The 19,321-nt window shown below is 45.7% G+C and carries 18 protein-coding genes; 8 read left to right on the top strand and 10 right to left on the bottom strand.

The window, feature by feature from the left end; genetic code table 11:
• Positions 1-182: 182 nt before the first annotated feature.
• Complete coding sequence (locus RMO79_RS16450; RefSeq protein WP_310484270.1) at positions 183-1,073, bottom strand: PhzF family phenazine biosynthesis protein; 891 nt, start codon at positions 1,071-1,073, stop codon at positions 183-185.
• Between the two features lie 500 nt (positions 1,074-1,573).
• Here RMO79_RS16450 and apcA point away from each other — a divergent pair, with 500 nt between their 5' ends.
• The 3 genes from apcA (at position 1,574) to RMO79_RS16435 (ending at position 3,081) form a co-directional block, all read left to right on the top strand.
• Entirely contained in the window at positions 1,574-2,059 is a 486-nt protein-coding gene (apcA, locus tag RMO79_RS16445; RefSeq protein ID WP_295621512.1) for an allophycocyanin subunit alpha, read from the top strand.
• An 81-nt stretch (positions 2,060-2,140) separates the two neighbouring features.
• A complete protein-coding gene (gene apcB, locus RMO79_RS16440) occupies positions 2,141-2,626 on the top strand; it encodes an allophycocyanin subunit beta (RefSeq protein ID WP_295621510.1) in 486 nt (161 codons plus the stop codon).
• Between the two features lie 251 nt (positions 2,627-2,877).
• The gene (locus RMO79_RS16435) at positions 2,878-3,081 is read left to right on the top strand and encodes a phycobilisome linker polypeptide (protein WP_295621508.1); all 204 of its coding nucleotides are present in this window, start codon (positions 2,878-2,880) and stop codon (positions 3,079-3,081) included.
• A gap of 373 nt (positions 3,082-3,454) precedes the next feature.
• Here the strand turns inward: RMO79_RS16435 and RMO79_RS16430 are convergent, their stop codons facing one another.
• The gene (locus tag RMO79_RS16430; RefSeq protein WP_310484268.1) at positions 3,455-3,988 is read right to left on the bottom strand and encodes a hypothetical protein; all 534 of its coding nucleotides are present in this window, start codon (positions 3,986-3,988) and stop codon (positions 3,455-3,457) included.
• A 216-nt stretch (positions 3,989-4,204) separates the two neighbouring features.
• Here RMO79_RS16430 and RMO79_RS16425 point away from each other — a divergent pair, with 216 nt between their 5' ends.
• Positions 4,205-5,428, top strand: a complete 1,224-nt coding sequence (locus tag RMO79_RS16425; RefSeq protein ID WP_310484267.1) for an esterase-like activity of phytase family protein — start codon at positions 4,205-4,207, stop codon at positions 5,426-5,428.
• Between the two features lie 86 nt (positions 5,429-5,514).
• Here the strand turns inward: RMO79_RS16425 and RMO79_RS16420 are convergent, their stop codons facing one another.
• A complete protein-coding gene (locus RMO79_RS16420; RefSeq protein WP_310484265.1) occupies positions 5,515-9,519 on the bottom strand; it encodes a magnesium chelatase subunit H in 4,005 nt (1,334 codons plus the stop codon).
• A 329-nt stretch (positions 9,520-9,848) separates the two neighbouring features.
• Between RMO79_RS16420 and RMO79_RS16415 the strand changes: the two genes are divergently transcribed.
• From RMO79_RS16415 to RMO79_RS16405, 3 genes are all read left to right on the top strand, one after another.
• On the top strand, positions 9,849-10,208 hold the full coding sequence (locus RMO79_RS16415; RefSeq protein ID WP_310484263.1) for a VOC family protein: 360 nt from the start codon (positions 9,849-9,851) through the stop codon (positions 10,206-10,208).
• A gap of 312 nt (positions 10,209-10,520) precedes the next feature.
• The gene (locus tag RMO79_RS16410) at positions 10,521-10,775 is read left to right on the top strand and encodes a type II toxin-antitoxin system ParD family antitoxin (RefSeq protein WP_310484261.1); all 255 of its coding nucleotides are present in this window, start codon (positions 10,521-10,523) and stop codon (positions 10,773-10,775) included.
• Positions 10,772-11,089, top strand: coding sequence for a type II toxin-antitoxin system RelE/ParE family toxin (locus RMO79_RS16405; protein WP_310484259.1), 318 nt, complete (start codon positions 10,772-10,774; stop codon positions 11,087-11,089). Before RMO79_RS16410 ends, RMO79_RS16405 begins: the two co-directional genes overlap by 4 nt.
• A gap of 54 nt (positions 11,090-11,143) precedes the next feature.
• Here RMO79_RS16405 and RMO79_RS16400 read toward each other — a convergent pair whose 3' ends face one another.
• The gene (locus RMO79_RS16400) at positions 11,144-12,304 is read right to left on the bottom strand and encodes a class I SAM-dependent methyltransferase (RefSeq protein WP_310484258.1); all 1,161 of its coding nucleotides are present in this window, start codon (positions 12,302-12,304) and stop codon (positions 11,144-11,146) included.
• A gap of 215 nt (positions 12,305-12,519) precedes the next feature.
• On the opposite strand from RMO79_RS16400, the gene RMO79_RS16395 reads away from it, so the two are divergent.
• Positions 12,520-13,455, top strand: a complete 936-nt coding sequence (locus RMO79_RS16395; protein ID WP_310484256.1) for a DMT family transporter — start codon at positions 12,520-12,522, stop codon at positions 13,453-13,455.
• Positions 13,456-13,714: 259 nt separating this feature from the next.
• Here RMO79_RS16395 and RMO79_RS16390 read toward each other — a convergent pair whose 3' ends face one another.
• From RMO79_RS16390 to RMO79_RS16365, 6 genes are all read right to left on the bottom strand, one after another.
• A complete protein-coding gene (locus RMO79_RS16390; protein WP_310484255.1) occupies positions 13,715-14,704 on the bottom strand; it encodes a LysR family transcriptional regulator in 990 nt (329 codons plus the stop codon).
• Between the two features lie 141 nt (positions 14,705-14,845).
• On the bottom strand, positions 14,846-15,694 hold the full coding sequence (locus tag RMO79_RS16385; protein ID WP_310484254.1) for an alpha/beta fold hydrolase: 849 nt from the start codon (positions 15,692-15,694) through the stop codon (positions 14,846-14,848).
• Positions 15,695-15,803: 109 nt separating this feature from the next.
• The gene (locus tag RMO79_RS16380) at positions 15,804-16,403 is read right to left on the bottom strand and encodes a DedA family protein (RefSeq protein WP_310484253.1); all 600 of its coding nucleotides are present in this window, start codon (positions 16,401-16,403) and stop codon (positions 15,804-15,806) included.
• Between the two features lie 66 nt (positions 16,404-16,469).
• Positions 16,470-17,180 carry a TrkA family potassium uptake protein gene (locus RMO79_RS16375; RefSeq protein WP_310484252.1) on the bottom strand — a complete coding sequence of 237 codons (711 nt, stop codon included), beginning with the start codon at positions 17,178-17,180 and terminating at the stop codon, positions 16,470-16,472.
• Between the two features lie 130 nt (positions 17,181-17,310).
• Complete coding sequence (locus RMO79_RS16370; protein ID WP_310484251.1) at positions 17,311-18,645, bottom strand: TrkH family potassium uptake protein; 1,335 nt, start codon at positions 18,643-18,645, stop codon at positions 17,311-17,313.
• 182 nt (positions 18,646-18,827) lie between these two features.
• Entirely contained in the window at positions 18,828-19,070 is a 243-nt protein-coding gene (locus RMO79_RS16365) for a hypothetical protein (RefSeq protein WP_310484250.1), read from the bottom strand.
• Positions 19,071-19,321: the final 251 nt, after the last annotated feature.

The raw sequence follows: 19,321 nt of genomic DNA, 5'->3' as shown, positions 1-19,321 counted from the left end.
CAGTTTTTTATAGAAAGTTTAAAAATTTCTGAAAACATATCTTAACTAAATTTAACGTAATTCTCAGATTTGGGGAAGGGGGGGAGAGGGCTGTGGGGAGTGTGGGGAGTGTGGGGAGTGTGGGGAGATTGTTGCAAGCTAAAGGTTACAGGTAATTCTACTGCTATGAATTTAAGTGATTTTTACAGGATAAATTCACCTGTGGCGATTTTGATGACTCGACCGCCGATGCTGACAGGGCACAAATCGGGTGTATGGTCGGCGCGGAGGTAGAGTAAAGAAGATCTGCCCATTTCCATACCTTGTTCGACGGTAATGTTGACATTGGGACTGCCACAATACTGGTGCTTGGCGAGATACGCCGCCAGACAGCCATTGGCACTACCTGTCGCGGGATCTTCGGGAATTCCGAAGCATTCGGTGAAGACACGAACGTGTAGCTGACGTTGTGGATCGACGGTTTCGGGACAGAAGATGAGAATCGCTTGTGCTGGTAAATCGGCAACGACTCGTGCGTATAGCTCCAGATTTAATTTGGCTGTACCGACCGCCGCCAGAGTTTTCAGGGGGATAATTATAAATGGTAACCCAGTCGAGACAGGCTCGATCGGGTAGCCCGAATCGATATCGGTCGGATTTACGCCAATGACATCGGCAAAGATTTCCTCTGCCAAGGAATCGTAGAATTTTGGCTGCTGTTGGTGCATCCATAGAATATCTAGATTGCCATCAACATAATTAAGATCGACAGGAATTTGACCGACTTGGTAATTGAGATTGACTCGTTCGACTTGCTGCTTGAGGATCTGCTGTTGGATGGCAAATGCCGTTCCAAGCGTCGGATGTCCGGCGAATGGTAATTCGGTCATCGGGGTAAAAATGCGGGTATTGTAGCCGCCATTGACTGGCTCTGTATCGGTCACAAAGGTAGTCTCAGAGAAATTAATCTCCCGCGCGATCTGCTGCATCTGAAGATCCGTTAAGTTCTCCGCACCCCAACAAACAGCCAGTTGATTGCCCGTATATTTCCCCGTCGCAAACACATCTAGAATTACGAAAGGAATATTAGTCATCTTTGTTTAAAGTCGTATTCCTTTCATCTTCTCTCAGTTTAACAACCGATCGAGGTCTAAATTTTCTCCCATCTCTCTTGAAAAGGTGCTTCACTTGCGGCGTTTTTATATCTCCTGTCGGAGAGGCTCCGCCAACGGGGGTTCCCCCCGAATAAGAAAACGACAAGACAGGGGGAACCAAGCGAGCTTTGTGGGGGAAGCTTACCCCACAAAGCTCGCGCCCAAGAACGCACTTTTCGCTCCCAGCTCCCATCGGCTAGCGATCGAAGCCGTTGGCGATAGCCTGCCGTAGGCACACTACCCATCTTTTGCCCCGATCGTTACAAACTATTACGAGTTTACTCAGAAACTAGCGATAATGCTGGAAAATGTTTGCGGAAGGTATCTAAATCACAGAAAACTTATATATGATATAAGTGACTGTAATCGACCTCAGACGACATAGCTCGTAATCGATCGATGTCAAGTCTGGTTAAAAATTATTTTGGAGTAAACCCATAATGAGTATCGTCACCAAAGCGATCGTCAACGCAGATGCTGAAGCTCGCTACCTGAGTCCAGGCGAATTAGACCGGATCAAAAACTTCGTCACTTCTGGCGAACGCCGCCTCCGCATCGCTCAAACATTAACTGACTCTCGCGAGCGTCTAGTTAAAGGTGCTGGCGACAAATTGTTCCAACAACGCCCCGACGTGGTTTCGCCCGGCGGTAACGCTTACGGCGAAGAAATGACTGCAACTTGCTTGCGCGACTTAGACTACTATCTCCGCCTCATCACCTACGGTGTAGTTGCTGGTGATGTTACCCCGATCGAAGAAATCGGTGTAGTTGGCGTACGCGAAATGTACAGATCTTTAGGTACTCCTATCGATGCCGTTGCTGGTGGCGTTCGGGCGATGAAAGATGCTGCTGCTTCGATGATGTCTGGCGAAGACGCTGCTGAAGCTGGTGCTTACTTCGACTACCTCATCGGTGCGATGAGCTAGTTCGAGACTAGTTTAACAGCGATCGATCGGTTATATTTTCGGAACATCAGCAACTAGAGACTAGATAAGGAATTTAGGATAATGCAAGACGCAATTACTTCTGTCATCAATTCATCTGACGTTCAAGGTAAATACTTGGACTCCTCCGCTTTAGATAAACTTAAAGCCTACTTCGGTACTGGCGAACTTCGCGTTCGTGCGGCTGGTACGATTTCTGCTAACGCAGCAACCATCGTTAAAGAAGCAGTAGCAAAATCCTTGTTATACTCGGACATCACTCGTCCCGGTGGTAACATGTACACCACTCGTCGTTATGCTGCTTGCATCCGCGACTTGGACTACTACCTCCGTTATGCTACCTATGCAATGCTAGCTGGCGACCCTTCCATCTTGGACGAGCGCGTACTTAACGGTTTGAAAGAAACTTACAACTCCTTAGGAGTACCTGTAGCTGCTACCGTTCAAGCCATCCAAGCCATCAAAGAAGTAACTGCTAGTTTAGTAGGTGCTGATGCTGGTAAAGAAATGGGCGTTTACTTAGACTACATCTGTTCTGGCTTGAGCTAGTCAACGGGTTAAATAACCTGTAGATAATGCAGATGAAGCAATCTAGTCTGAGAAGTCCGATGTAAATGTTAGATCTTCAACAGCTTATCCATACTAAATGAGATGAGTTTTGACGACCTAAGATTGGCATTTGACTCTCAGACTTTGACGTTTTTAAGCACTAAAACTTTGCTATCGATGCGGGTAATCAACCCCAATGCGTGCGAGTTAGTATACTTTATCCAAAATATAAGAATCGGAGTACAGTTATTATGCGGATGTTCAAAGTTACCGCCTGCGTTCCCAGTCAATCTCGGATTCGGACTCAGCGCGAACTGCAAAATACTTTTTTCACTAAATTAGTCCCTTACGATAGTTGGTTCCGCGAACAACAACGAATTATGAAAATGGGCGGTAAAATTATTAAAGTAGAATTAGCTACTGGCAAACAAGGTGCCAATACTGGCTTACTTTAAGTAATACTTAAAATAGCCAAATTTATAAGCGATCGCGCTAAGTAGATACATCGTCTGACGATCGCCGTCTATTGTCTAAATTTAACATAATTTAGATGTTATGAATATTTAGATCGCTCTACTACAGCCAATACAAGAGGTCAGCGATGACCTCTTTTGTTGTTTAGTTTGCTGCCTAAAACCTCAGCGGTTAGAAACCGCTGCTCATAGTGCAAAGTCCGCCTACGCGGACTAAGATATTCAGTCCGCGTAGGCGGGCTTTGCATCATTAGCCACGATTTGCGGCTCGCGCTCGTCGGGTTCCCCGACGGTTTAGCGAGACAAGACAAATCGTAGGCGTTCTAAGGTAGCAACTTAGGTTAGATCTAGCGATCTAAACACCTAATTCGGAAACTACTTGAGCGATCGCATTTTTCTGTTCTTCATCATAACCCCAGCGAGACAAAAATTCACTGTAAGTGCCAGTTCCCGTCTGAATTGTCGCGACTAAATCCCGACACATTTCTTGAATCTGCGGGAGATTTAATTGGTGGATAATATTAGTCGTGCGGGTGGCGACAGTCGCTGAAGCTGCCATCATGTCGCTATCGTTACGCCGCTGATGGTAGAGTTTTTGGGCGGTAGACATGGCAATATTTTTAACGAGTAAATCGGCGGCGATATCGGGATTTGCTTGTAGAGCGGCAATAATTTCCGATCGAGGTTCGTCGCAAATTGGATCTGCGCCTGTGAGATATGTGACAAAAAAGCCCCTCGCACCATTAGCTGTCTGCACCAGTGCAGCTACAAAATCTTGAATTTGGCTAGATATTAACTCATTTTTTTTAAGCTGCATCAAAAATGTTTGTGTCAGTTCGATGGCTTCGTCGAATTTTACCTGATCCGGAACGGTTAGAGTAGAAGACATGGGTATTTTACAAAAAGGAATTGCTACAGCCATTCTAACCAACACAGCCATCCAGAGTGCTGAAATCGAAGTTGTGAAGATTCGATCTTTGGCACCGATCGGCTAGTGCCGATGTCATAATTTATTGTCAGTCATAATCGTTGGCGGAGCCGCTGGCAAAAAAGAATCGACCTGTAGAGCCGATCTGTCAAAATGTATATCGTGGCGAAAATAGTAATGAATTCAAATCCAATTCCCGATCCCCACCGCAAAAAAATCGGTAGTTGGATCTTAGCTGGGACAGTTTCATTCGGGGCGTTATTATGTTTGGTAGGAATTGCGATTTTTCTGACTTCCTGCGGTGCAGATTTGCCCAGTGAAGCGAGTAGTCGGGTTTTTAATAAACTCTCGATCGAATATATCGGCGAATATCAAGTCCCCGACAACTTACAATTCAAGAAAACCACCGTGGGCGGTTTATCGGGGTTGACGTACGATCGACAGCGTAACCGATTTTATGCAGTTTCCGACGATCGTGGCGATCTCTCCCCAGCTAGATTTTACACGCTCAAACTCGATTTAGATACTAAAAATCCCGATCGAGTCAAATTTAATAAAGTCGATATCTTAGATGTGACGCTACTCAAAAATGCTAGTGGGGAAACTTATGCCAAAGGGACAACCGACACCGAAGCCATCGCTCTGACACCGCAATCTTCGGTAATTATCTCTAGCGAAGGAGATCGGGGTAAAAATATTCCGCCGTTTATTAGCGAATTCGACTTAAAAACGGGCAAAGTCAAACAAGCTTTACCGATACCCCAACGTTATCTGCCCGATACAGAAGGCAAGCGCGGCATTCAAAATAACCTAGCTTTTGAAGGCATCACCCTCAGCCCCACGGGCACCCTCCCAGCAAGTGGAGAACCGTTGCGACTATTTGCGGCGACTGAATCTGCCCTCATGCAAGATAAAGAAGTCTCAAAAGTAGGTGAAAATGGCAAGATTCCCGGTGCTAAAAATCGGTGGTTGCATTATCTAATTAGCGACAGAGCAGAATTCGTCAGCGAACACCTCTATCAGCTCGATTCACCCCCATTAGGAGCAGTCGAGCATGGATTGTCCGAAATTCAATCGATCGATACTAGCGGTCATTTTCTCACACTCGAACGTTCTTTTGGCTTGACGGGTTTCCGCGTGAAACTATTTCAGACTAGTATGGCAGGTGCCACTGATACTACTAAAATTGCCAGCTTTAAAGGCAGCACCAACATTCAAGCCATTAAAAAAGAATTAGCTTTCGATCTCAAGACATTGGATATTTACATTGATAATCTTGAAGGCATGACACTGGGTTCGCGACTCCCCGATGGTAGTCAAACACTGTTATTAGTCAGCGATAATAATTTTACCAATCGTCAAATTACGCAGTTTCTACTGTTTAAATTCAAGCAGGGATAATAGGTCTATTTTGGACTAGCGGAATGTAAGTTTAAAACCCCTGTAGGTATGAGCTACAGGGGTTAATCTATAGGATAGAGTAATTCTTACTCAACACCCTCAATCCGGTCTTCCACCTCCTGATAGAGGTCGCGCAACATATCCAAATTCTCCTCGCTAGTCTCCCAATAACCGCGTCCATTAACTTCAAGCAGCGTTGAAACAATCTTACGGAACGAATTGGGATTGAGATCCATCAACCGTTTACACATGTCCTTATCCTTGATGAATGTGTCATTGGTTTCCTCATACACCCAATTATCCACCGCTCCGGCTGTGGCACTCCAACCGCTGGTATTGACCAATCGTTTCGAGAGTTCGCGCACGCCTTCATAGCCGTGGGAGAGCATTCCCTCATACCATTTGGGGTTGAGTAACTTGGTGCGGGCATCTAAGCGGACAGTCTCGGAGAGGCTGCGAACTTGAGCGTTGGCTGTCGTGGTGTCGGCGATGAAGGAAGAGGGCATTTTGCCATCATCCCGCAGTTTGGCGACGATTTTGGTAGGGTCTGAGTCGTAGTAGTGGGATACGTCGGTCAGACTGATTTCTGAGGAATCGAGGTTTTGGAAGGTGACTTCGGCGGTTTTGAGGGTGGTTTCAAAGATCTCGCGAGCGTTATCCATCACACCAGGATTATCGGAGTTGAAGGCGAAGGATTTGCGTCCGAGGTACATTTCCTGAAGTTCGGCTTCGTTATCCCAGGTGCTATTTTCAATGGCGAGGTTGACGTTAGAACTATAGGAACCGGATGCGTTGGAGAAGACGCGGGTGGCGGCTTGACGCAGGTTGATTCCCATTTCTTCGGCTTGAACTAATGCGTGTTTGCGGATGAAGTTCATTTCGAGGGGTTCATCGGCTTCGGCGGCCATTTTCACGGCTTGGTCGAGCAGATTCATCTGGTTGATGAATAGGTCGCGGAAGACACCGGAACAGTTGATGACGACATCGATGCGGGGACGACCGAGTTCTTCGAGCGGGAGGAGAATCAGTTTGTTAACTCGTCCTAATGCGTCGGGGACGGGTTTGACACCGACCATCCACATGATTTGGGCGAGGGATTCACCGTAGGTTTTGATGTTGTCTGTACCCCAGAGGACGCAAGCGATCGTTTCGGGATATTTACCATTATTTTCCCGCATTTGGCGATCGAGCAGTCGATCCACCACAACCTTCGCAGATTTAACTGCGGCTTCGGTGGGGATGGATTGAGGATCTAGGGCGTGCATGTTCTTACCTGTGGGTAAGACATCGGGGTTGCGAATCGGGTCGCCTCCTGGCCCTGGGAGGATGTATTCACCGCCTAATCCTTGAAGGAGTGCGCCGAGTTCGTTGTCGGCGCAGACTTGGGTGAGGCAGAATTCCAGGTAGTCGAATTGGGTTTTGATTTCTTCGAGGTTAACATTTTTGTAACCGGAGGCGTGGAGGGATTCTACCCAGGCTGCTTTTTTACCCTTGTTGAATATGTTCAACTTCGCCATGAAGGAGACGCGTCCTTCTTCGTTGATTTGGGATTTAACCATTGCAGCGACAGCTTCGCGGACGGCGAGGGTCATATCTTGCAATAGTTGGACATCTTCGAGGATACCGCGATCGTTACTCTGATAGATTTGCTCTAAATTACGTCCGATACTTTCAGCGATGATGCGGGGTAATCCTTTAATGCCTTCTTCTTCACGATCGAGTGATGCTATATTTACTAGCGTGGCGATGGCTTCTTCGGCTGTGGGTGGTTTACCGACTACGTGTAAGCCGCAGGGGAGTAAGCGCGATTCGATTTCCATCAGGCGACGATAGACAGCACCGACGATATTATCGCGTTGCTCGATTTCCATCGTTCCTGCATCCATATCTGGTAGTTCGACATCTTTATCGAGGTTGCAAATCCGCGCTTTGTCCATAATCGTGTTGACGATTTGCACGCCGCGTCCGCTATCGCGGAGGGACTGATAAGAGCCGACGAGTTCGCCCAATTCTTGCAAACCGCGATATAGTCCAGCGTTTTCCGCTGGGGGAGTCAGGTAGGAAATAGTTTCGGCGTAGGAACGGCGTTTGGCAATCGTCGCTTCGCTAGGATTGTTCGCCGCGTAGTAGTAAAGGTTGGGAATATTGCCGATCAAACTATCGGGGAAGCAGTCGTTCGACATCCCCATTTGTTTTCCAGGCATAAATTCCAGCGAACCGTGGGTACCGAAGTGGAGGACGGCATCGGCTTCCCAGACTTTTTCGAGGTAAGTGTAGTAAGCCGCAAAACCGTGGTGGGGGCTGGCAGAACGAGAGAATAACAACCGCATTGGGTCGCCTTCATAACCGAAGGTAGGCTGGACACCGATGAAGATATTGCCGAAATGTTTGCCGTAAATAACCAGATTTTGACCGTCGCTATTGAGATTACCTGGTGGTGGCCCCCAGCTTTCGTGAAGTTTCTCAGAATAGGGCGTGAGTGCTTCATATTCGGGTACCGACATCCGGTAAGCCACATTCAATTCGGGGCTATTATATTGTGCTTGTGCGTCGTGAATCACTTCTTCGAGCAGTGCCTTCGGCGATGCGGGGATGTCTCGGACATCGTAGCCATTATCCCGCATGGATTTGAGGACTTCATAAATCGAGCCAAATACGTCTAAATATGCCGCCGTACCGACGTTGCCTTTATCCGGGGGGAAACTGAAGACGGTAATTGCGACCTTCTTGGTAATTTTTGGCTTGCGGCGAAGGTTTGCCCACTTCATCGCGCGTCCGGCAATTGCTTCAATCCGATCTTGCAATGCGATTGCGCGTCCGGTCGATCCATCGCGACCTGATAGAATGATAGGCTCGATCGCTCCATCTAACTCAGGGATGGCAATCTGTAACGCGACCTGAATTGGGTGTAAGCCTAAATCGCTCTCTTCCCACTCTTCGGTAGTTTGGAACACCAAAGGTAACGCTACCATGTAGGGACGATTCAACCGTTTTAGTACGTCAATTGCCTTGGGGTGATCCTGTCGCGCTGGGCCACCAACGAGGGCAAATCCAGTCAGGGATACTACTGCATCGACGATCGCGTTGTTTTTGTCGATCGGGTCGAAGAAGAAGGCTTCCAGAGGCTTGGAGAAATCTAGACCGCTGGCAAACATCGGGATCACCCGTGCGCCCATCGCTTCAAATTCTTGAAGCATGGCTACATAATGCGCCGCATCTCCCGTGACGATGTGCGTGCGCTGCAACACCAACCCGATACAGGGAGCCAGCGGATCTTTATGGTCGTCAGAAATATCGCGGCGGCTATTGTACCAATTCAGATATTCTTTAATGTCCTCAAACATCTGGGGAGCCATTGGGTGCCAAATGCCCATATCGGGGAAAGTGACGGGGTCTTGATATTTGATTTCGCCTGTGGAAGTTGCCGAATTGAGCGTATCATCTTCTTTTAAGACATATCGATCGGCCAACATCAACAAGAAGTTTTCTAGGTTCTCAGGCGTACCGCCCAACCAATACTGAAAACTCAACATAAAGTTGCGCGCATCTTGCGCTTTTTCCATTGGCAAGTACTTGAGAATATTCGGTAAAGTATTCAATAACTTGAGCATTCCATCTTGGAAGCTACCCGCGCCAGCATTAGCTTTGCGCTTCTTCATGAACTCGCCGATCGCACTTTTAGATTGACCCAATTGCGCTAGCGAGAAGCTACCCATTTTGCTCAACCGCATCACCGCAGGCATCGACGGAAACACTACCGCGACATCTAAATTATCCCGATAGGGAGCGACAGCAGCGACGACTTTTTCGGCTAAATCTTCAATAAAAATCAGTGAAGCGATGAAGATATTTGCAGTCTGAATCTCGCGCTGCAATCCAGCATAATTCTCAGGATCGCGGAGTTCTTCTAAGAGATAGCCACTAATTTCGATCGCGACTTTAGGGTTGTGGTCGTTAATGGCATTCACAGCAGCCGAGATGGCACTCTGGTACTGTGGCTCTAAGACGACATAGACCACCTTTAATAACTGTCTGCCCCGCACATCGTCGGGAGTTATATGTCTAATGGTGGACTTGACGTTGGTGAACATGCGGTGTTGCTCCTACAGGATAAAGATCGGGTGAAGTTTCGGGCAAGTAGCTAGGACGAGCTGTAGAGATGATGGTGAGTTAAACAGCAGTGTTTACATTTGTAACGTTAACTGCGGATTATCTACTCAGTTTTTGCTCTTCATTTATTTCTAGCAGAAAATCTATAACAGGTGGTGCTTTCTGACTTTATCCGACACAATTTGCAAAGAAAAACTTTACATTTGTTCGCTATTTAAGGACGAACTCCTGGGAGTTTTCTCAACTTATTGATACAAATCTTGACATAGAGCATTTATACTGAGCATAAACCCACACCAAATAAAAAGTTATGGCGGCTGAATTTAAGCACATTATGTTGATGGTCAAAAGTATCCCCACATCGCTGAAGTTTTACAGCGAAGGGTTGGGGCTGCCAGTCAAAATGTCTAGCCCCGGCTGGGCTGAGTTAGATGCCAATGGTACGACGATCGCGCTACATGCAGCCGAGTCGAATGCCGATAGTGGCTCTTCACCAATTTTAAGCTTTCACGTCGATGATATTCAAAGTGCGATCGCGACCTTAGAGCAATTAGGCGCAAGCCTCGAAGGTCGCGTCCGCGAACCATCTTTTGGCAAGGTTGCCGCCATCCGCACTCCTGATGGTCATTTGGTCAGCTTGCTACAACCAACGGCGAAGACTGCTGACTAGTCTTACTCACATCTGATGTTTTAGGGGTGGGCAAATTATAGATCTATGTCTCGATCCGATAATTTTTGCTCACCATTCCCACACATACAGCAATCCTATTTTATTTGTGAGAATTGAGATCTAGATATTTTGAACCGCAGAGGCGCAGAGGGCACAGAGAAGAAAGAAAGAGAGAAAGATATTCTCACAAATAAAATAGGACTGCTATAGGTGGGTACTGAATGACCGAGTATTCTAGCTATTCGTAAGTTATAATTCAATTAGTCTCGATGCTCTAAACCAGAGGCTACGCCAACGAACTTAAACAGCCCGATGACTTACCTTACCATCGCTTTACCAGAAGCAGCTAAAGCCTATATAGATCGACAGATATCTAGCGGTCACTATGGTACTGCGGATGAATTTCTCACAGCTTTAATCGAACGAGAGCAAGAGCGTCAAGCCAAGCAGAAAGTTAATGCGATGCTGAGATCTACACTCCAAAAAGATCGCACCGTCGAAGCTACCGATGAGTGGTGGGAACAGCAACGTCAAGATCTCAAAGATCGACTTCCGCCTCAAATATGAATCGACGCATTTTAGTCTACGAGGATGCCACTCTCGACATTCAAGAGCATTTTGATTATCTGGCTCAAAATAACAGAGATCGTGCTTTCGAGTTTTTCGATGCCGCACGTAAAACGTTTGCAGCCTTGGCGCGAATGCCTGGAATGGGCAATCTTTATGAAAGTGAAGAAGAGGATCTTGTCAACATTCGCAAATGGGCTGTCCAAGGCTTCAAAAAATATCTCATCTTTTATCGTTATGATGACGATATTGTCGAAATTCTCCGCATTATTCATGCAAGCAGAGATTTTGCCCCACTTCTAAAAGATTTATAAATATTGACTCAATCGATAACTTTTTCACCCTAGGATTGCTTTTTGCTTAATATGTTAGAGCAATAAACCTGTTAGTAGCACCGCATGTTCTCGATCGATTAAACCATAACTTTGAATTAATATTCCAAACTTGCCCAATCCCATCGGATCGATTAATTGATGGAGGTTTTGACGGCGGCGCAGTAGCGATCGAACATCCCGATCCTCATTACTAGAAATTGCCGCAATCCGATCGCCTAAACCTAATGCCATTAGAAACAGCCCTTGTTGGATGAATCCGACTGTTTTTAAGCCTAATAATTCACCTTGCTTTTGAAGGGCTGTAAAATCGACATGTGCGGTGATATCTTGGTTGCCGATATTGATGTATGGGTCGTTATGATAGGCGTGTCGATAGTAACATTGTAATGTACCTTGCGATCGCATTGGGTTGTAATAGCGATCGGCTGTATAGCCATAATCGATCGAGATAATATAGCCGCGCTGTAACTTTTTAAAAACCTGTTCTTGCCATGCTAAGGCTGCTAAATTTACTTCGGTGCGATATCCATCTGGATATTTGCCATTAAGTAAGTTAATTTGATTCAGTTGCCAGTATTCATGCAGCTTCTCTGTAGATATTTTATCGATCTTTTCTGAAAGCTGGTGATTATCTCGATCGCAAATAACATAAACCTCTTGAAGTCGATCTTCTTTTACAACGACTTGATGTACTGGAAAAGCATCGATCAGTTCGTTTGATAAAAAGCAACCAACGATCGATCGATCGGGTATTTCTGTCCAATTACACCAGCGCACGGGTAAATCTTTTAGTTGCTGTTGTTGGGCGATTTGCATTGCCGGAGCGACTTCGATAATTACATATTCGATCGATTGAAAAAAGTTGGGATATATTTTACGCGAATACTCAAGAATTTGGCTTGCTAATAATCCCGTTCCAGCACCCATTTCTACAATCTGAAAGGTTTGAGGTGCGTCCAAAATTTGCCAAATTTGATATAGTTGAATTGCTAACATTTCCCCAAAATCAGCTGCTAAATGGGGCGATGTTAAAAAGTCACCGCGTTCGCTAATGCGTTGGGCACTGGTGGCATAATAACCCTGGTGGGGATGATACAATACTAATTCCATATACTCAGCAAAAGTAATCTGCCGATCTGAAGATCGATCGATTCGATCGACGATAATTGCCATTAATTCTAAATTATTATCCATTTATAGCAATCCTAAATGATTTCTTCAATTACTAGTACTATCAAATTTTTATTTTTTAACCGCAGAGACGCAGCGATTTGTGCTCGTCGGGTTCCCCGACGGTTTAACAAATCAAGACAGAGGGCGCAGAGAGCGGAAAAGAAAGATAGTGGTTTCTCATTTAGGCTTGCTACCAGTAGGCTTCCTCTGTACCTTTTACTAATCATACCTAAATAATGGAACTTCATCGGACGACGGGAAACTGGCGGTTGGGATTGGGATTATCTTTAATTACAGTAATTTTATGGGGTTTGGTACCAGTTGCACTAGCCGTTGTGTTAAAAAAGTTAGATGTTTATACAATTAATTGGTTCCGATTTATTACTGCTTTTATTTTACTGGGTGGGTATCTGTTTAAACAAAACAATTTACCTAAGTTGTCTCAATTAAGATCTGTACCTCTCTATTTATTTGCGATCGCAATTCTGGGTTTAGTCGGAAATTATATTTTCTTTGTGATGGGATTGAAAGCCACTTCGCCATCTCATGCGGAAGTTTTAATTCAATTAGCAGGCGTATTTTTGAGTTTGGGTGGGTTGGTAATTTTTAAAGAACGTTACACTCGCTATCAGTGGCTGGGAGTTGGGATTCTTTTAGCTGGATTTATCGGGTTCTTTTACGAACAGTTAAAGACGATGGCGACACAGAGCGACCGATATATTAGTGGGAGTATTATGTTAATTGTTGCTGGTGTCAGTTGGGCGATTTATGCCTTAATTCAAAAGCAATTATTGACTAAGTTAGCATCTACACATATTATGTGGGTAATTTATGGTGTTTGCACGCTTGTTTTTGGGACGATGGCAAAACCACAAACATTAATCGAACTTAATTCGATCGAGTGGATGGCGTTAATTTTTTGTGGGTTAAATACTGTTGTCGCATACGGAGCTTTTGCCGAATCGCTTCAACATTGGGAAGCCTCGCGAGTGAGCGCAATCTTGGCTTTAGCTCCAATTTTTACGATCGTGTCGATGGAAATAACGGCTTATATCGCACCCAACTTAGTCTCCCCCGAACATATTACAGCACTAGGATTATTCGGCGCGCTCCTCGTCGTCACTGGCTCGATTTCGATCTCGCTCGGTAAAGGAGTAAGAAGTGAGGAGTAAGAAAAATCCCCTCCCTGGAGGCTACGGTGTATAGACAAGTCGGCTAGACTTCGTTTTGAGGTGAAAATCCCCTAACCCCCTTTCCAAGGGGGCTTTCAAGTCCCCTTGGAAAGGGGGATTTAGGGGGATTCCCACCAATTTCGCTTCTAACTAGAGATGTGTATACAGGGTAGCCCTGGAGGGGTGCCCGTAGGGCTACTGGTCGGGTCACCCGCCCAGTGGGGTGGGTAGATCTTCGCTAAAACCTAAAGCCTAATCCCTATGCCTCTTCCTCAATATCAATTTCTGCTTTCACTCGCTTAGAAAAAAGTTTAGTTGCATCCCAAGGATAAGAGGTAAAATTGGGAAGAATTTCTTGTGCGAAAGCTTCGGCAGCTTTAGAACGATAGCGATTGGGATTAACGATTACCGAAAGAATGCGATCGATCGTTACACCGTCGATATATGCTCTATGTAGAGTACCATTTTCGATCTCGCGTTCGATCGCAGATGAAGACACAAACGCGGCACCTAAGCCTGCTTGAACGGCATTTTTAATGGCTTCGATCGAATTTAGTTCCATTTCAATTTTCAGACGATTGGGATCGATGCCGCATCTAGTTAAGACTCGATCGATTACTTTCCGAATTGTCGATTGAGAGTCTAATGAAATAAACTGGAGTTTGTAGAGATCTTCTTTGGGAATGCTCTTCAACCCTGCAAAACTATGCGTAGTCGGTAGAATTAGCGCGAATTCATCTTCAGCATAGGGCAGAATATCTAGAGATTCTTGTAATTCGGCGGGAACCTCACCGCCAATAATTGCTAAATCTACTTGTCCGTTGGCTACGCTCCACGCCGTCCGCCGAGTAGAATGGACGTGTAACTGCACCGAAACATCGGGATATTTTTGACGAAATACTCCAATCATGCGCGGGAGTAGATAAGTACCTGTCGTCTGAGACGCGCCGACAATAAGGGTACCACCTTGCAGATTTTGCAAATCTTCGATGGCGCGACAAGTTTCTTGACAGAGAGTGATGATTTTTTCGCCATAACTGAGCAGTAAATGTCCGGCTTCAGTTAGTTGTGCGCGTCTCCCACCGCGATCGAATAACGGCACATCTAATTGACGTTCGAGATTTTGAACCTGTAAACTGACCGCAGGTTGAGATACATATAAGCTATCAGCAGCACGTTTAAAACTTCCCTCTGCGGCAATTGCCTTGAGAATCCGTAGCTGATCCAGGGTGAAAGGCAGGTCAGACATAGCAATGAACGTGTAAGATTAGTGGCGATAGACTATCGACTCTCATTGACAGTACCATATCCGGTTAGTACTTAGTTCTCGATCGAGACAATTCGGGACTAAAGTGCCGCGATACTAGCAATTGACTCACGACAATATTTGCTAGCCTTGTTGCCGTAAAAATGGAATTAGCGACCCGTTAATTTCAGCATACCAGTGTTCTTGAGGATAATGTGCCGCAGTGGGTAAAGTGACTAGTTCGCCACGTTTTAAAGATTTTGTGAAGGTTTCGATTGGAGCTAGATCGAGCCAAGGGTCGTTAATACCCCATAATATTTGAATCGGGAGATCTAATTTAGGGAGTCCCGTGCTAATTTCTGCTAAAGATTCCGCCAGGCGCAGATTGCGGAGCGTCGCCAGTAAAGATCGACCCGGTGCAGAACTTTTGAGGTATGGTTTGCGATAGAGTTCTAGATAATTATCTTCAATTACCGATTTACAGCCAGCTTCTAACGTCCGCTCGACGGAAAGCGGATCTTGAGTCAGCATTTCTCCCGCTACTGGTAAGCTTAACTGTTTTAACGTCCAAGGTAATTTGACTCCAGTTGTCAGCGGTGCATTCAAAATCGCTAACTTGTCAACTCGATTGGGATAACGGAGCGCGTATTGAATGCCTACGGTACCTAGAAAGCCCTGGACGACTAGCGAAACTCGATCGAGACTTAAACCATCCATCATTTCCGCAAACGCCGTAATAAAGGCATCTGGAGTATATGCAAAGTCTCGCTTCTCTGGCTTGCTAGAATTCCCAAACCCAATCCAATCTGGTGCGATGGTTCTAATGCCCTGCTCGGCTAGGGATGGCATTAATCCCGTCCAAGTTAAACTCTGAGCAGGTAATCCATGCAGCAAAATTACCGTTTGCGGATTTTCTCCGCCGACAGGTGCCAGTTCGCCATAAAACCACTCTAGAGTGCCGACTTTAAGCGAATTCTTAGTTATTTTAGCCACAGTAAGATTTTAGATAGAACTCATTCTCAGTCTAGTCTGTGACTGCGATCGGTGGATAGGGAATAGGGAATAGGGAATAGTGGCTGATGAGTTGGCGACTTGTCTTGCTTTAAGCCGATCGCATTTTTTTGAATACAAAGTAGCCGAGCAATCCGATTAGCCCAAATAAGACTACTTTGGAAACGGGAGCGATGTAATCTTCGATCGAAGCATAATTTTCGCCTAGCAAAAACCCCGCCAGAGTTAACGCAAATGTCCAAATCAGAGTGCCGATCGTCGAGTAAATGGTAAAACTGACAAATGGCATGTTATTCATCCCCGCAGGTAGTGAAATTAACGTGCGAATCCCCGGTACCATCCGACCAAAAAAAACCGCCTTCGAGCCATGCTTGTTAAACCAATCATTGACTCGATCGACATCTTTAGCAGTAACTCTTATCCATTTGCCATAGCGTTCCGTCCAAGTCTGCAACCGCTGATAATTTGCCAGCTTTCCTAGATAGTACCAGGCATAGGTGCCAGCCATCGTGCCCACAGTCCCAGCAAAGACGGCAATCCCAAAGTTCATTTTACCTTGAGCTACCGTAAATCCGGCTAATGGCATAATTAGCTCAGAGGGAATCGGCGGAAATAAATTTTCTAAAAACATTAGTAGTCCAATGCCCCAGTAGCCCAAACTACTCATTAAACCGATAACCCACTCTGCCATTGTCTCAATTACTCCAGATTCTTTACAAATATTTTAACAAATCGGCATTTTTAGAGTGGGAAAGAATTAAAGTGGCAATCGATCGATATCTTGGGTATTACCGATGACAACTAGCATATCGCCTGCAACGAGCTTGCGATCGGGTTTAGGATTGATATCAAAATTTTGAGATTGTCCGACGGCTAGTACATTCAATCCGTAGTCACTCCGCAGCCGCAATTCCAAAATAGTTCTGCCATGAAAAGATTCTGGCACCTTCATTTCCACGACACTATGCAGCGGATCGAGATCGAACCGATCTAAAATTCCGGGTCTGGTGAGCGTCTGGGCGAGGGCGCAACCTGCCTCATATTCAGGCAATACTACTCGATCGGCACCAACTTTTTGCAGCAGCTTGGCATGAACGTCAGAAGAGGCTTTAGCAACTATGTGACCTACGTTAGCTTCTTTGAGATTCAGTGTTGTAATAATACTCTCTTGCAGATAATTACCGATCGCGACAATGACGGTATCGAACTCAAATATACCCGCCTCTTTGAGTGCGTTTGGATCGGTAGAATCTAAGACTACCGCATGAGCGACCAGTCCAGCCGCAGAAATATCGGATACTCTTTTTTCATCGACATCCGTACCGAGGACTTCATATCCAGCTTTATGCAACGTTTCACACAAAGCGCGCCCGAATCTACCCAATCCAATCACGGCAAATTGACTGGTTTTATTGGGTCTCTTGTTGCGAAAAAAGCTGAAAGCAGGCGTATCGGTTGAATTTGACATAGTTTGTTTGGGGAGTGTAGGGGGGGATGGGGGGACGGGGGGACGGGGGGACTGGGGGACTGGGGGACGGGGGGAGAACAGGATGCTTGCGTCCAAAGTTCACTATCCACTATTCACTAAAACCTAAAACCTATCCAACTAACAGGGATTCTTCTGGATAGCGAATGGCACTGGCTTTAGGGTCGCCGATGAGTGCGGAAATTAGCAGTAAAATGCCGACTCGCCCGATGTACATGGTGGCGACTAAGACTAATTTACTAAATGTAGTCAACCCAGCGGTAATTCCGGTCGAGAGTCCAACTGTCGCAAATGCCGAAACTACTTCAAACAGGATATTAATAAAGTTTAGCTTTGGTTCGGCAAGGGAAATCGCGATTGTCGCGACTACAACTGTCATCACCGAGCCAAAGGTGACAGCAATCGCTTTGAGTAGCAGCGAATTGGGTACCTGACGACGATAGATCACCACGGATTCTTTGCCTTGGAGGATGGCATAGGTACAGCTTGCCAGTACGCGTGCGGTGGTGGTTTTGATGCCGCCCGCCGTTCCGCCAGGGCTACCACCAATCAGCATGAGCGCGATGGTGACAAATAACCCTGCCGTTGTCATTTTAGAAATATCGATCGTATTGAAACCAGCAGTCCGACTGGTGACTGCCTGAAACCAGGCTCCCAAAAGTTGCTCTGACAGAGGCATTGGAGCTAGTGTAGCGGGGTTGTGAATTTCGATTGCCCAAATTGCCAGCGTCCCGCCGATGAGTAGAAAGAGCGTCGTACTTACCGCCACCTGAAAGTTGAGCGTTCGTGACGTTTTCATAATTTGGCGCGTCATTTTTTCTCTGATTATCAGGTAAAATTCCAAAATTACCTCATAGCCAATCCCGCCAAAAATAATCAGTCCGGTAATTACCGCATTTACCAAGAAGGAAGCACGATAGCCGACTAAGTTATCCGAGAATAAGCCAAATCCGGCATTATTCCACGCACTAACGCTATGAAAGAGGGAAAACCACAGTCCTTTCGGCCATCCTACATCAGGGACGAATACCAGTAGCAGTAAAAATGCTCCCGTTAGCTCAAAAATCAGCGTCGTCGCAATAATCGACTTGAGCACCTGACTACTACCTTGAAGTGCCTGACGATCGAGCGACTGTTGAATGGCAACTTTGTCTTTTAATCCAAAGCGACGACCTAGTAATAATAGTAAAAAAGTAGTAACTGTCATGTAACCCAAACCACCAATCTGAATCAGCATCATCACGACGAACTGTCCGACTCGTGAAAAATAGGTGGCAGTATCGACAACGACGTGTCCGGTAACGCAGACTGCGGAAGTTGAAGTAAACAAAGCGACAATAGGGTCATTCCAATTGCCACTGGTGCCCGAAAATGGCATTGTCAGCAATAGTGCGCCGATCGAAATTACGACCGCAAAACCCAGGCAAATAGTCCTAGAAACCGTCATTTTGATCTTGTGCTTTAGAGTGTATGGACGAACATCAACCGGAATTGCCACTGAGGTGATGGAGCATCGAGAACCAACTTGAGGCTATTTCTGGCTTCATTGCAGGATACCACTTTCATGCGACGATCGTGCCGACATTGGCACGAGGATAATTCAGGAACCCAATATCTAACAACAGTCTCTTAGTGCTGAATTAAGTCTACACTAGAACGATCGCGATCGCGAAAATGAGCTTCAAGAATGCGAATTAATTCCGGTCTATCTAATAACTCATAAGCTTTTTTCATTAACTCGAAAGCTTCAGCCGATCGATCTGCACCGTTCCAATACCATAATTCTTGCCCCAATTTCAACATTGAGATTACTTCTGTGCGATCGACATCAAGATCGCCTGTAAATTCAACAAGATCGAGATCGTTATTCAAGAGTAAACTTAATACGTCACTTGGATAAAGAGCAATATCGGCTAGATCGATCGGATCTTCACAATCTCGTTGTTAGACGATAAATTCGTGCAGCCAAAACAGGGAGTCTGGAAAATTGACTCCATATATTTCTTCGAGCTTGGCTTGATTTTGTGCTTTCGATCGACTCATATATGCTGATGCTTACTTAAAATATATTTGAGAGATGAGAACATCGTCTGCTACTCCCTTCCCGCCAGAAGAATATAGAT

The organism is Chamaesiphon sp. VAR_48_metabat_403 (genome assembly GCF_031422475.1).
Classification (GTDB): Bacteria; Cyanobacteriota; Cyanobacteriia; order Cyanobacteriales; family Chamaesiphonaceae; genus Chamaesiphon.
The sequence above is the reverse complement of the archived record's forward strand: the minus strand, read 5'-3'. Positions and strand labels throughout refer to the sequence as shown.